Below are 13603 nucleotides of genomic sequence, written 5' to 3'. Positions count from 1 at the left end.
GGAGCGGATTAGAATGAGTAAAAAAATTGCTATTTTAATAACGGATTATTTCGAGGACACAGAATACACAGAGCCAGCAGAAGCTTTTAAACAAAAGGGATATGAATTAACAACTATTGAAACAGAAAAAGGGAAAACGGTACACGGTAAACAAGGAAAAAGTGAAATTGTAATTGATAAAGGTATCGATGATGTTTCTCCAGAAAACTTTGACGCACTCTTCATACCAGGCGGATTTTCTCCAGATATACTTCGTGCGGATGAGCGTTTCGTTCGCTTTAGTAAAGCATTTATGGATACGGAAAAACCGGTTTTCGCTATTTGTCATGGACCTCAGTTACTCATCACTGCACAAACACTTGAAGGACGTGATGTAACTGGATATAAATCTATTGAAGTCGATTTAAAAAATGCCGGCGGGAACTTTCATGACAAAGAGGTTGTCGTATGTCAAAATCAGCTAGTAACAAGTAGACAGCCAGAGGACATCCCAGCGTTTATTGAAGAATCGTTGCGTATATTAGGATAACTAACCTCCTTTTATTTACATGAAAATAGTTAATCAGTGAGGTTTTATTCATCCCCCACTGATTAATTAGCCCCCACCAACTGGTCGTTTACAGGCAATCCGACCACCACAAATAGCAAGATAAATAAAAAGAGGGGAATCCAAAAGTTCAGTTTTAATAATCTTTTGGATTCCCCCTTTTTCTCGCCCAAAAATTCCTTATCACTTTTCATAGGCAGTTCTCATATAGTGAAAATGACTATATAATTCCTATCCATAAGTTAAATAATGATTTCGCACATATATAAATACAAAAGATGGGAGCCTAACTATGAACAATAATCCACCTTCTCCGCCCCAAGACAACTCCGAAAACAATAGCCGTGATATTACACTGCAAACATTACGGGTCATTGGACTCATCGTTCTTATTAGTGGTTATATCCTCGTTGCTCTCTCAGAAGTAGGTGAGCTGAAAACCTTATTAACAAATCCGAATGCTAACCCTGATTTAGCTGAAGTTGATCCGTTCTAAAAATTATATAAAAAGCGAGTCCCAGTATAACTGGTTCGCTTTTATATAGTTTCATCCAATTTGAGAAACATTTCTCTCATCCTCATACTTCTCTTTCCCTATCGCCTTCATAAATAATAAAATACTGCTCATACCAACGATAAAGTACAGAGCACTCATGCCCCAAGATGCAATAAATGAACCTAGCATAACATCTAATGCCCCGTTCATTTTTGCAACTTGAAAGACCATCCCGTTAATCGCCATATAAGAACCCCTTGCCTCATTGTAAATTTAATTCCATCTCATTGTTTTTTTATTATAGAAAGTTGACAACATAAATATGCAAATCATTAATGATAATAAATATACAACTAGAACAATAGACAATTGTTTTATTTCAATGCTTTCAAAATAAAGACTCATAATTGGATATGACCAAGGGAATAGTATCCAATAGTTTGTATGAGAGATAAAAAAGCTACCCAATCCGCCTATAACCCCTACTAATAATGAAAGTAACGGGATTTTATAAAATATTATATTTATTAAAAAATGTAGATTCACAATAGTTAAAGAACTAATCACCATAAAAAGTATAGAAAAAATTAATCTTTGATAAACAGTCCCAAGATTATCAACCGTTAATACTATAGGTATACTAGTTATGACTAAAGCACATATTAAATAACTAAAAGTAATTATTAAGCAAAACAAAAACTTATTACTTAATATAGTTTTTAAAGTGATTCCATGATAAATAGCAGACATATATCCTTTTCTTCTAAATTCGTTTACAAAAGAAAACGACACTAATAGACCTATCGCAATAGGTAAAAACAACCTACAAAAAAGGCTCAGAATCGCTATATGCATGACAACGCCATCTTTTAATTGAGACGCTACAGTTAGAAAAACTTGAAAACTTATTGGTATCAACAAAAATACTAGTAACAGGATATACAATCCATTATGAAGACTTTTTTTATACTCACCTAATATACCCACTTATTTCACCCTTTATTATTCATATGTATAATATTTAAAATTCACAGTTAATAACATAATTCCTAAAATATATATTAAAGAACTTGCAAGATATATTAAAATAGTTGTTTTTTTAATCATTATGTCACTTACTATATTCAATGCATAAAATATTGGAAATGTCTTTGTGAATATTGCAGGGAATAATCCATATGTTACGCTAAAGAAAATCCAAATAACTGACAAGGATGCCGCTAAGACTCCCTTTTTTATTATTAAATGTAAAAGCAATTGAGAATATGGTATTGCTAAAGATAAAACGGTACAAAGTATCAACATTTTTAAAAAATACAGTATGGATATTTCATAACCATTTATAAAAGCATAGATACCTATTACCAAAAAATTTAAAATATCAAAGATCAAATAGAACAGTATAAACAATATATTTTTAGCTATCAATAACTTAAATTTTGAAATGGGTTTTGTATAAATAATAGCCCAAGTACCATATTTATTTTCAGAAGAAATGATAAAATACCACATACAAGCAGAAAAAATGCTTAATGTTAGTGTATTAAAGTTTACTGTAATTGCTATAAGATTTGTAGATTGAAACATGTCAGGATTATTCTTGTTAAAAATAAAATAACTTATACACAAAAAGCTTGATAATAATGAAAAAAACAAAGAAAATAATAATAATTTTCTCCCACCAATTTTCCTCATCTCACTATTTACACTTTTAAAGATAAATTGCATTATTATAGTAACTCCTTTTGTTTAGTTAAAGATAAAAATACTTCCTCTAATGTTGGCTTTTTAGGACTAACTTCAAAAATATCTATATCATTTTTAATTAATATTCTTGTTAAACTAGGAACACTATCTTGATTTATTATTACTTTGAATACCCCTTCTTTTTCTATGCTATAAGGCATACCCTCTGTATTTAAAACCCTTTCTGTGGCAGCAGTATCATCAACATGAACAATATATTCTCCAGAAGTAATAATACTGTTTAACTTCCCTTCATAGAGTAAGCCACCCTTATGTAGTAATGCTATGTGATCTGCTATCATTTCAATTTCAGCTAAATTATGACTAGAAATAAATATAGTCTTCCCCTCATTTTTTACTAAATGAAGTAATAAACGTCTAATCTCGTGTACTCCCTCTGGGTCTAATCCATTTGTCGGCTCATCCAGAATTAATATTTTAGGATTATTAAGAATAGCAAAGGAAATACCTAGCCTTTGTTTCATTCCTAAAGAAAAATCTTTCACTTTTTTATCCTTTGCTTTATATATTCCTGTAGTTTTTAATACTCTATCTATTTCATCTAAAGGTTCATTAATCATTTTTTGTACATAGGCTAAATTTTCATATGCTGTTAAATTAGGATAATAGGTAGGTGAATCAATAAAACACCCCACATTTTCAAATAATTCTTCTTTCCATTCTTTGATATCTTTATCATTAAATAATATCGTTCCTTTATCTAATGGAATTAATCCTAATAACATTCGCATTGTTGTTGTTTTTCCTGCACCATTTGGTCCAATAAAAGCATATAAACTTCCTTCAGGAACAGATAAGTTTAAATCCCTTACAATGGATTGATTGTCAAAAGACTTTGTTAAATTTTTTGTTTGAATTGCTAATTTCATTTTGTTCCTCACTTTCTCATTCTTAAATAAAAGTAAGTATCTATCAAATTCTTGATCTATTAGATAGTATATTTACCCTTTACCCAATGTTTGCAATTTAGACTTAGAAAATATTCCTCTTTGTTCTAATTTTTTATCAATAAGTTCATAAACTCTATCTTCACGCTCTAAATTATTTTCGTCATAAGTGATACTAATTTTAGTGGACGGTATGACGAGCATATGTTCAATAACTTTTTTTGAAAATACTGTTATATATTCATTTTTTTACCACATTATCATCTAAAAATAATATATCATTAAATAAAATTTTAAAAAAGGTGTATTTACAGAAAATACAAAAACAACAAAATCATTCGACTTTTGAAATGAAGTATTAGTTATTATTTAACTATCTAAAATTCAAGTGCTACTTTTCAAAATAATACTAAAGTTAAAATTTAATTCTCGTAAAAAAATATCCCCACACAAATGTGCAGGGATGTAAACTATTATTGAATGACTTCTTCCAAATGATTCTTCACGTCTACTAAAAACTTCTCAATATCCGGATTCTTCACCACATCATAACAAGCAAAACTCTTTAACAGACTCATACCGAGAAACTTTTGCACGCGGTGTAAATGACTAAGCGCTGATTCTAAACTTTCTCCTTCAAAGAACTTCGTCTTATCTCCAAATGCTTTTTCAGGTGCATTCCAAGTTGTAGAGAACATATACTCTTTCTCTTTTAATAAACCACCTGTTCCATATTCATCTGCACCTTTAAAGAACAAACCGTATTCATACACTTCATCCATATACGTTTTAAATAAGCCTGGAACACTAAACCAATAAATCGGTGTTTGATAAATCACAACATCGGCCCATAAAAACTTATCTTGTTCTTCTTTAATATTGTAACCATCTTGAATCGTTGTTGTTTTCACATGATGATTCTCGCCTAATACAGTAACCATATAATCTACTAATGTTCTATTTAATCGTCCTTCCTTTGTACCGTATTTTTCATGTCCATTTATAATAAATATATTTTTCATCGTTTTTCTCTCCCCTATATGATCTACTCTTCGGCTATTAAGCCGAGTTGCTGCTGTAGTGTAAGATTATCTTCTAAATGCCAATCTTCCGTTATCTTTCCGTCTTTCACATGTAAAATATCAATTGCAAAAAAATTAATTTTCTTACCATTATGCGTTCCTGTAAAAGAAAGACGGGCTGTTACTTTATCACCAACAACTAATAAGTCTTCAATCTCACAATGTATATCAGGCACAACTTTACGAAAATTTTGCGCTGCAAACTTTAATCCTTCAATGCCTTGTGGTCGCCCTTTCGGCAATGTATTATCGAAAAATTTTTCAGTAACAGTCTGCGGAATAAGTTCCTCCTTACCTGTATCCCAAAATGCATAAAAACGCTGCGCCGCATGAACCATTTCTGTCGCTTCTTTTTTACTTAGTGAGGGATTAATTGTCATTGCTTTTGGCCTTGGCATTTCTTTTAATAACTGGACTTCACCTTTTTGTTCCACACCACATGCTACAAGCACAATACAAATAACAAACAAACTAAGGAATCCAAATAACTTTTTTATCCCCATGGAAATCACCACCTCCTCATATAAATCCTTTATGTTTCGTATTGCTATTGTATATGCACTAACTTCATTTATGGAAGTAGTGATATTTTTTTCATATAGTTACCAAAAGTATAGTTTTGTGATACTATAAAGCAAATTCATCCAAAAAAATTTTATGGAGGCTAGTTCCATGAACAATATAGATCCAGTTGAATTAACGAAAGGTTTACCTGGCATACCTTGTCCTATCGCTAAAACGCTTGATGTAATTCGTACAAAATGGACGTTTTTAATCATTCGTGATCTTCTTATCGAAGGAACATTACGCTTTAGTGATTTACAAAAATCAATGAATGGTATTAGTCCAAAAACATTATCGCTTCGACTAAAAGAATTAGAGTCTCAAGGCATTATAACGAGAAAAGTATATCCAGAAGTTCCGCCTCGTGTAGAGTACACATTAACGGATAAAGGAAAGCAATTAGAGGGGATTTTTATTGAATTAAAACGGTTTGGATTAAGCTTATAAAACAAAAACCCCTTACCGTCGTAAGGGGTTTTATTACTTCGCAAAACTCTCAGCCAACTGTTTCTCTCTCCACATAAATGTAATGCCGAGACCAACTATTAAAACAACTCCTGAAAATGCATATGGATAATGAATATTCATATCAAATAATATTCCGCCCATCGCTGGTCCTGCGATATTTCCTAAACTCGTATAAGTCGAGTTCATTCCAGCAACGAATCCTTGCTCTTTTCCAGCTGCTTTTGATAAAAACGTCGTTAAAGCTGGACGAAGTAAATCAAATGCTAAGAAAATGAAGCAAGTAACGAGAAGTACAATCCAATAATTAAAGACTACAGTTGAGACGAATGCTAATACTGCACCTACAATTAAACATATTTGAATTAATACTTTCTCACCGAACATGTCTACCAATTTGCCAAACATAAATACTTGCACAACTACCCCAAAGATTGAACTGATTGTAATAATTGCTGCAATATCTTTCGGCGAGAAACCAAATTTATGATCTGAGAATAAGCTAAACACAGTTTCATACGCCGATAATCCGAATGCGAGTACAAATACGATAATAAATGCAATTGCATACATTGGATGTAATGATTTCTTTAAATCACCAATAAAACTTGATTCTTTCGTATTAGAAGAAATCTCTGCAAGTTCTTCTTTCGTTAACGGTTCTTTTAAAATAAAGATTGAAATCACACATGCTATAAAAGCAATTGCTGCTGCAACGAAAAACGGCACACGTATACCGTATTCTGCAATAAATCCGCCGATTCCAGGCCCTATAATGAATCCAGTACTAATAGCCGCAGATAAGTATCCCATCGCCTTTGGACGTTCCTGAATAGATGTAATATCCGCAACATATGCCGTAACACCAGGCATAATAAAAGCAGCACTAATTCCGCCTAATACCCTTGCCACATAAAGCATCCACACATCTTTTCCTAATCCAAAAAGAAGCTCTGAAACACCAAAAATAAATAATCCAATGATTATCATTTTCTTCCTACCGTAAAGATCAACCCATCGGCCTGTAATAGGTGAAGTAATGAGCTGTGCCATTGCAAACACTGCAACGAGATAGCCCATCGTCTTCCCTGTTAAATGCATATCATTCATAAAGGATGGCATAACCGGAATGATTAATCCAATCCCTAGAAAAGCGATAAATATATTACTCAAAAGAATGACCAATACCATCTTTTGTTCTTTTATCGGTTTCTTCACTTTTTAACACCTCTTCCCGTAAGTTCCTCTCAAAAAATAATACCCAAGAAGCTTTTTCTTTATCCTGCTCTTTGCGGGCTAGTAATGAGTGAAGATGCCTCCACTCATTAGAATTTCACTCTATCCTTCTACACATACATAAGCATTAGGTGAATGACTATCATTCAGTTTTCCTCAAAAATGAACCTACCTTTTCAGACAGGTTCATCTTACTACTTCTTTATATGTAGTGCATGTGTTAAAAAATCTAGTACTTCTGCCTTTTGCAAATCCACTTGCTCATCATCTTTATGATCATATAAATAAACTTGTTCCGCTGCTGATTCAACAAGGGCAATAAATAACTTCGCTGTTCGTTCTGCGTGAACCGAATCACGAATTTCACCAGCTTCTTTCGCCTCACTTAAAAATTCGCTTAACCACATATAAAGAGGCTCATACACAGCTTCCCACTCTTTTATATGTTCCGTAGATGCAAGACCCGCATACATTAAAGCTTGTATTTCACGGTATTCCTCTATAAAGTGAAACACCGCATCGATTACTTGTGCCACTTTATTTGAAAAAGGTACATCTTTTTGTACTTTTTCTTTCACTGCAAGTATCATCTTTTCAACCATCACTTCTGCTATTGCAGGCATAACAGATAGCTTAGAAGGAAAATATAAATAGAAAGTTCCTTGCGCAATGCCAGCTAATTTCACAATATCAGAAATCTTCGTTTTTTCGACGCCCTTTTCCTGAAATACTTCAATCGCTGCATAGACAATTTTCTCTTTTTTATTCATCATCTAAACCCTTTCACACGCATATTGAATGACTGTCACTCATTTTATAAGATAATTGATTGTACTGTCAATGATAGTGAACTCTAAGAGGACGTCATTTTTTTATAATAAAATCTCCTAATAAACAATTAGGAGATAAAAATACAATATATCTTTAAGAAAGTGCCTTTAATCCTGTCACTCCACATACAATAAGAAACACACTAATAATACGCGCTTTACTTTTCGACTCACCAAACAAAAACATGTTTAATAAAACTGCACCTGCTGTTCCAATACCGATCCAAACCGCATACGCGACACTGACTTGTAAAAATAAGAAAGATGTATACAAGAATGCGAAGGATGTAGCAAACCCGCCTATATAAATCGCACCATTGGCTAATGTCTTATCTTTACTATACATTTTAAGTCCTATCACACCGACTATTTCACTAATTGCAGCACAAAATACGAAAAACCAACCCATTTTTAAGCAGCTCCTTCCACAGTTTCTTCTTTATTATCAGCTAGCTTTAAACCGATAACGCCAGCTACAACCATCACGATAAAAAATAACTTCCCTACACTGAAACTTCCGCCGAAAAGAAATACATCCATTAAAAAAGTACCTACCGTACCAGCTCCGGCGAAAACAGCATATACAGTCCCTGTTGCAAGATGTTCACACGCTTTAGAAAGGAAGTGAAAATCAACAGCGATAACTCCTAAAATAATAATCCAATGCCACCAAGTATTAGCCGTATTAAAACCAAACACCCAAAAAATTTCAAAGATACATGTTAATATGACATATAACCATGCTCTATTTTTCATACCTCTCACCTCTTATGACTGACTATCAGTCATTTTGTTTTAAAAAAATATACTCTTTCATCAATACTATATAAAAACAACTATCATCCTCATTTACCATTGTATTTGTTCCACTTCTAAGCTAACTGCATCCTGGCACATAAAAATGACTGAATGTCATTCATATATATTGTACATGAACATTTTAAAAACTGTCAATGCCGAAAGTTTATTTAAAATTTCTTTCATCTGATTTGTATATTTCTCAATAATCTGTCAATACTGCTAGTAACATAATATTTTCTCCACTCCCCCTTGGAGAGATCCCTTGAATGGAGCAGTTAGCTTTTGCTAGCTGCTCTTTTTTATTTGTCCGCACACTTATGATGAAATACTCATAGATCAAATCCATTTTTCATCACATAACAACCATCTATTTATTTTCCAATAAGTTTTTGTATGCACTAATTTTATTCTCAAGCATCTTCTCTGTAACCTCTAAGTTTTCTCTTTGAATCTGAATAGATTTCCTATGATCTTCTAGGAGCTGTAAACGAGCTTCTGTTGTATGCTCCCCTTCTGTATATAATCTAGCGTATTCTCTTATTTTCGCTATTGGCATTTGCGTTTGTTTTAATTTCATTACAAACTGCAACCACTTTATATGTGACTCTTCGTAAAGTCGATTTCCATTTGTATCACGATTTGCAATTAATATATTTTCCTTTTCATAATAACGTAGTGTATGTGTGCTCACGCCTAATAATTTTGCTACCTCGCTAATTGTGTACATACTAAAACTCCCTTCACATGCTTACCCTCATATATTTTATAACCGTATCAAATTTATAAAAAACGTTTGACTTAGAGTATACTCTAACAAATACAATCTAACCATAAATGAATTTGAATTTAGGGGGATTTTATATGAAATACACGGTTATTACTGGCGCAAGTTCCGGAATTGGTTATGCAGCCGCTTTAGCATTTGCATCTCGCGGAAAAAATTTAGTACTTGTAGCTCGAAGACAAGAAGAATTAAACGGATTAAAATTGAAAATTAACGAAATGCATCCTGAGTTGGATGTTGTCATTCGAAAAACTGATTTATCTGTGACTGAAGATGTTTATAAACTTTATGAAAGCCTACAAGCTTTTCAAATTGAAACGTGGATTAACAACGCAGGTTTTGGTAATTTCGCCTCAATTGCTGAACAAAATTTAAATAAAATAGAGACGATGTTGCATGTCAATATAGAAGCACTAACAATACTCTCTTCTCTTTTCGTTCGAGATTATTCAATGATTGATGGAACACAGCTTATTAACATTTCATCGGGCGGCGGATACACAATTGTTGCTGATGCTGTTACGTATTGCGCTACGAAATTCTATGTAAGTGCATTTACAGAAGGGCTGTCTCACGAACTGAAAGAACAAGGCGCAAAACTGCAAGCAAAAGTTTTAGCTCCTGCTGCAACTGAAACAGAATTTGCGAAGCGTTCATTTGATATTGATGAATTCCAATATGATAATGTTGTACCAAAATTCCACACTGCAAAACAAATGGCACAATTTATGCTCGACCTTTATGATAATGATAAAGTTGTAGGAATTGTCGACGGTTTAACGTATAACTATGAACTTAAAGATCCACTTTATAATTTTGCCGTGAGACAAAAGAATTCAAATTCTTAATAACCTGTCCATTTCTTATGGAAATATATGTTCCCACTATATATGTAAATAATAGTGGGAACTTTTTCTCTATAAAATTTTCATCCAACATACCGCACCATCGCCACTTCATCACAATAATCCACCTTTGGACAATGTCTACAATCAATCCATACTTTCTCTGGCAACGCTTCTTTATTTATAAAATCAAATCCACACTTTTGAAAAAATACTGTTTCATATGTTAAGGAAATTACTCTTCTTACATTTATTTTCGTAGCTTCCTCCATTACATGATTTACAAGCATACGCCCTATCCCTTTCCCTGCATATGTATGCGAAACTACTAACGATCGTATTTCTGCAAGATCTTCTCCTAATACATGCAATCCAGCAACTCCAACAATTCTCTCATCTTCTTTCATAACATATAAACATTGCAAATATTGATAAAGAGACAAAAGAGAACGTGGTAAAACAACTCCCTCTTTTGCATAAACCTCAATAAGACTATAAATTTCTTTCACATCACTCGTCACCGCATTACAGATTTTCATATTACATCCCCTTGCCCCTCAATATTAATATTTATAACTCAAAATGAATTTTAATTCATAATTTTATATAATAATACATCTCTCTTTTCTCCTCGTCAATCAATTTATACAAACAAAAAACCAAGCAATCTAATCGATGCTCGGTTCCTCATTTCGTATCGGCAATACCGTCGAATATTTAATTTCACGAAGTGCTAAACTTGTCTGTATCCTTGTAATACCAAGCTTATTCAACTTTCTAATAAACTGCTCTAGTTCTTTACGATCACGATTTGCAACCTTTAATAAATAATCGTACTCTCCTGTTAAACAGTGACATTCTAACACTTCCGGCATCGATTCTAATTCTTTCTCCAACACTTCCAGCTTGTCAAATTGATGAATATTTGTACTCATAAAAATAAAACATAATAAATCAAACCCAAGCTTTTCTTGATTTAAAATCGCAACTTGCTTATCGATGAAACCTTCCCCATCCAATCTTTTTATTCTTGCATGCATCGCAGCCGGTGATAAATTAACGCGACGTGCCAGCTCTGCATTACTTACTTGTGACTCCTTCTGCAATATATCTAAAATTTGTACATCCAAATCATCCAACACTTTAATAACAGACGACTCCATTACAATTCCCCCTTTTTTCTTACCGATGATTATTCGAAAAAACACCTTATACCTTACAAAAAACTGAATATCATTCCGTAAATATCATTCATAACTAAAGATTTTATCGAGTTTTCACCATTATACAAAAGAATATATTACACAATAAAGAAAAATGCTAAAATTATTTACAATTCGTATTGATTACAAAAAAGGGGATTTTAGCATGCCTTATTTTTACGTCTTTTTACTATTACTAACGAGCTTATTATGGGGAGGAAATTTTGTCGTTGGAAAATCACTCGTCGATCATGCATCGCCGATGACACTGACAAATTTAAGATGGATGATTGCGATTGTTTGTTTATTACCGATGGTATGGTTTAAAGAAAAGAAAATCCTTCCACCACGTACCGCAATACTTCCTTTAATATTGATGGGAATTTCAGGGGTCGCTCTTTTTAACATCTTTCAATTTTTAGCATTAGAAAAAACATCCGCTACGAATGTAGGTCTTATCTCTACATTGAATGCAATTTCAATCGCATTATTTTCAGTATTATTTCTAAAAGAAAAAGTAAATACACTTCAAATCCTATCCATGATTCTTTCATTCTTCGGGGTTATCCTCGTCCTATTAAAAGGTGATTTCTCGCTTTTATTTTCACTACATTTTAATAGCGGCGATTTATGGATGATTGCAGCAGTTTGTATTTGGGGAATCTATTCTGTTTGTAGTAAATGGGCAACAAAAACAACTACACCACTTATGGCAACGTTGTACTCTGGTATTTTCGGCGTTATTTTATTACTACCGTTTAACATAGGTAGCTTCACTGTTTCAAATATAAATACTTCTTTCATCACATCACTTTTATATACTGGGCTTATTTCGACAGTTCTTTGTATGGTATTTTGGAATATTGGTGTACAAAAATTAGGCGCAACTACATCAGGTATTTTTCTAAACTTCAATCCAATTTTCACAGCCATTTTAGCATTCATATTCCTCGGAGAAGAATTAACGTGGATACAAATTTTAGGGACAATTGTCGTTGTAACAGGATGTTATTTATTTTCTCATTTTAAAACTGTTGCCGTTCAGCCTGTTAGACCTTTAATGCGAAAACATTCTTAATGAAAAAACATCGTCATCTGGGTTGGCGATGTTTTTATTTTCTCTTCATTTCTTTTATATACTGCTTTTCCTCTTCTGGCGATAAACGTTCCGTCGCCTTGCCAGTATCTCCACCTTGAAGGCTCCATAAAAAGTTATGCTCCTCAACAGTTTGAGAAAAATCTCCTTTTTCCCATCTATTTATAATAGAAAATAACTTCATTTTATATTGAAAACCTGTACTATTTTCAATATCTCTTTTTACATTAGAAATTTCCTTTTTTGTCATCTCTACAAATCCCCATTTTTCAGAGGATTTTACCTTTTGGTGCACCATTTTATGCATAGTAGAAATAATTTCACCTTCACTAATTTGCGGGGCTTCTTCTGCAGCTTTTTTCTCTTTTTCGTTTGCCGCTCGCTCGGTTTGAATATTTGTATTTTCTTTTTCCACATATGCAAGCAATTTCTTTCCGCCAACTATAGAAGAGATGATTACCATAATGGTAATACATGTACCTACAATCCATTTAAAAAGCATTAGCTCTTCATCGCTTCCCTAACAATATGACTATCTACATACTGCTTAAACTTCACGATTTTTCCATTTTCAAGCTGCCATACATGAACAAATTCTGCTTCAAATGATTTTCCTGTTTCTTTATAAACTCCAGAATACATACCTTCAGCAACAATTACATCTTTTCCGTTTACTTCATGATATGTATTTACACTTGCTTTATAATCATCCCAGTCTGATCCTAAACGGCTAAATACATTTTCCATTATAGCTTCTACGCCTTTATATGTTCCGCCGTACGGGAAACCTTCTGCCTCTGTCCATTCCACTTTTTCAGAGAAGGCTTCTGCTAAATGCTTTGCATTCGAAGACGCTGATCCTTCATACGTGCTTTGAATAATTTCTAAATTTGATTTAGGCATATTACTTCCTCCCGTTTATTTATTTTTACACAAGATGTAACCTATACAGTTACATCTTGTGTAAAAAAATATTTAAATTGTTTTACTCTTAATCTATT

General features: G+C 32.9%; 20 protein-coding genes and 1 pseudogene. 5 read left to right on the top strand and 16 right to left on the bottom strand.

Annotated features, from left to right (window positions below; translation table 11 throughout):
- Positions 1 to 13: 13 nt before the first annotated feature.
- A complete protein-coding gene (locus tag C3Y97_RS04465) occupies positions 14 to 529 on the top strand; it encodes a type 1 glutamine amidotransferase domain-containing protein (protein WP_136363058.1) in 516 nt (171 codons plus the stop codon).
- A 62-nt stretch (positions 530 to 591) separates the two neighbouring features.
- On the opposite strand, the gene C3Y97_RS27695 is transcribed toward C3Y97_RS04465, so the two are convergent.
- On the bottom strand, positions 592 to 741 hold the full coding sequence (locus tag C3Y97_RS27695; RefSeq protein ID WP_162900581.1) for a hypothetical protein: 150 nt from the start codon (positions 739 to 741) through the stop codon (positions 592 to 594).
- A gap of 98 nt (positions 742 to 839) precedes the next feature.
- Here C3Y97_RS27695 and C3Y97_RS04460 point away from each other — a divergent pair, with 98 nt between their 5' ends.
- Entirely contained in the window at positions 840 to 1043 is a 204-nt protein-coding gene (locus C3Y97_RS04460; RefSeq protein ID WP_001063856.1) for a hypothetical protein, read from the top strand.
- A 51-nt stretch (positions 1044 to 1094) separates the two neighbouring features.
- On the opposite strand, the pseudogene C3Y97_RS04455 reads toward C3Y97_RS04460, so the two are convergent.
- The 6 genes and pseudogenes from C3Y97_RS04455 to C3Y97_RS04430 all read right to left on the bottom strand — a co-directional run.
- Positions 1095 to 1310 (bottom strand): annotated as a pseudogene (locus C3Y97_RS04455) (MDR family MFS transporter); the annotation flags it as partial.
- Between the two features lie 6 nt (positions 1311 to 1316).
- Positions 1317 to 2030 carry an ABC-2 family transporter permease gene (locus C3Y97_RS04450; RefSeq protein ID WP_000511803.1) on the bottom strand — a complete coding sequence of 238 codons (714 nt, stop codon included), beginning with the start codon at positions 2028 to 2030 and terminating at the stop codon, positions 1317 to 1319.
- A gap of 15 nt (positions 2031 to 2045) precedes the next feature.
- Positions 2046 to 2771 (bottom strand): ABC transporter permease, encoded by a 726-nt coding sequence (locus tag C3Y97_RS04445; RefSeq protein ID WP_001159640.1) that lies wholly within the window; start codon positions 2769 to 2771, stop codon positions 2046 to 2048.
- A gap of 2 nt (positions 2772 to 2773) precedes the next feature.
- Positions 2774 to 3679, bottom strand: a complete 906-nt coding sequence (locus C3Y97_RS04440; protein WP_000761417.1) for an ABC transporter ATP-binding protein — start codon at positions 3677 to 3679, stop codon at positions 2774 to 2776.
- Positions 3680 to 4170: 491 nt separating this feature from the next.
- The gene (locus C3Y97_RS04435; protein ID WP_136363056.1) at positions 4171 to 4719 is read right to left on the bottom strand and encodes an NAD(P)H-dependent oxidoreductase; all 549 of its coding nucleotides are present in this window, start codon (positions 4717 to 4719) and stop codon (positions 4171 to 4173) included.
- A 23-nt stretch (positions 4720 to 4742) separates the two neighbouring features.
- Positions 4743 to 5282: an ester cyclase gene (locus tag C3Y97_RS04430; protein WP_136363053.1), complete on the bottom strand. Its 540-nt coding sequence runs from the start codon at positions 5280 to 5282 to the stop codon at positions 4743 to 4745.
- A gap of 169 nt (positions 5283 to 5451) precedes the next feature.
- Between C3Y97_RS04430 and C3Y97_RS04425 the strand changes: the two genes are divergently transcribed.
- A complete protein-coding gene (locus tag C3Y97_RS04425; protein WP_061113258.1) occupies positions 5452 to 5790 on the top strand; it encodes a winged helix-turn-helix transcriptional regulator in 339 nt (112 codons plus the stop codon).
- Between the two features lie 33 nt (positions 5791 to 5823).
- Here the strand turns inward: C3Y97_RS04425 and C3Y97_RS04420 are convergent, their stop codons facing one another.
- From C3Y97_RS04420 to C3Y97_RS04400, 5 genes are all read right to left on the bottom strand, one after another.
- Positions 5824 to 7026 carry an MFS transporter gene (locus tag C3Y97_RS04420; protein WP_000742953.1) on the bottom strand — a complete coding sequence of 401 codons (1203 nt, stop codon included), beginning with the start codon at positions 7024 to 7026 and terminating at the stop codon, positions 5824 to 5826.
- Positions 7027 to 7238: 212 nt separating this feature from the next.
- Positions 7239 to 7817, bottom strand: coding sequence for a TetR/AcrR family transcriptional regulator (locus C3Y97_RS04415; RefSeq protein ID WP_002025356.1), 579 nt, complete (start codon positions 7815 to 7817; stop codon positions 7239 to 7241).
- A gap of 151 nt (positions 7818 to 7968) precedes the next feature.
- The gene (locus tag C3Y97_RS04410) at positions 7969 to 8283 is read right to left on the bottom strand and encodes a DMT family transporter (RefSeq protein WP_000539671.1); all 315 of its coding nucleotides are present in this window, start codon (positions 8281 to 8283) and stop codon (positions 7969 to 7971) included.
- A gap of 2 nt (positions 8284 to 8285) precedes the next feature.
- Positions 8286 to 8630: a DMT family transporter gene (locus C3Y97_RS04405; protein WP_000796022.1), complete on the bottom strand. Its 345-nt coding sequence runs from the start codon at positions 8628 to 8630 to the stop codon at positions 8286 to 8288.
- 412 nt (positions 8631 to 9042) lie between these two features.
- On the bottom strand, positions 9043 to 9402 hold the full coding sequence (locus tag C3Y97_RS04400; protein WP_000288068.1) for a MerR family transcriptional regulator: 360 nt from the start codon (positions 9400 to 9402) through the stop codon (positions 9043 to 9045).
- Positions 9403 to 9536: 134 nt separating this feature from the next.
- Between C3Y97_RS04400 and C3Y97_RS04395 the strand changes: the two genes are divergently transcribed.
- Entirely contained in the window at positions 9537 to 10307 is a 771-nt protein-coding gene (locus C3Y97_RS04395; protein WP_071740644.1) for an SDR family NAD(P)-dependent oxidoreductase, read from the top strand.
- Between the two features lie 80 nt (positions 10308 to 10387).
- On the opposite strand, the gene C3Y97_RS04390 is transcribed toward C3Y97_RS04395, so the two are convergent.
- Positions 10388 to 10843, bottom strand: a complete 456-nt coding sequence (locus C3Y97_RS04390) for an N-acetyltransferase (protein WP_000686663.1) — start codon at positions 10841 to 10843, stop codon at positions 10388 to 10390.
- A gap of 129 nt (positions 10844 to 10972) precedes the next feature.
- Positions 10973 to 11467, bottom strand: a complete 495-nt coding sequence (locus C3Y97_RS04385) for an Lrp/AsnC family transcriptional regulator (RefSeq protein ID WP_000446097.1) — start codon at positions 11465 to 11467, stop codon at positions 10973 to 10975.
- A 205-nt stretch (positions 11468 to 11672) separates the two neighbouring features.
- Between C3Y97_RS04385 and C3Y97_RS04380 the strand changes: the two genes are divergently transcribed.
- On the top strand, positions 11673 to 12584 hold the full coding sequence (locus C3Y97_RS04380) for a DMT family transporter (RefSeq protein ID WP_001146242.1): 912 nt from the start codon (positions 11673 to 11675) through the stop codon (positions 12582 to 12584).
- Positions 12585 to 12618: 34 nt separating this feature from the next.
- Here the strand turns inward: C3Y97_RS04380 and C3Y97_RS04375 are convergent, their stop codons facing one another.
- Entirely contained in the window at positions 12619 to 13104 is a 486-nt protein-coding gene (locus C3Y97_RS04375) for a PRK06770 family protein (protein WP_098583752.1), read from the bottom strand.
- The gene (locus tag C3Y97_RS04370; protein ID WP_001126699.1) at positions 13104 to 13505 is read right to left on the bottom strand and encodes a nuclear transport factor 2 family protein; all 402 of its coding nucleotides are present in this window, start codon (positions 13503 to 13505) and stop codon (positions 13104 to 13106) included. The genes C3Y97_RS04375 and C3Y97_RS04370 overlap by 1 nt, the downstream gene beginning before the upstream one ends.
- Between the last annotated feature and the right edge of the window lie 98 nt (positions 13506 to 13603).

Source organism: Bacillus sp. DU-106 (assembly GCF_004799705.1).
GTDB classification, from domain to species: domain Bacteria; phylum Bacillota; class Bacilli; order Bacillales; family Bacillaceae_G; genus Bacillus_A; species Bacillus_A cereus.
This window is presented reverse-complemented; position numbering and strand designations above follow the sequence as displayed.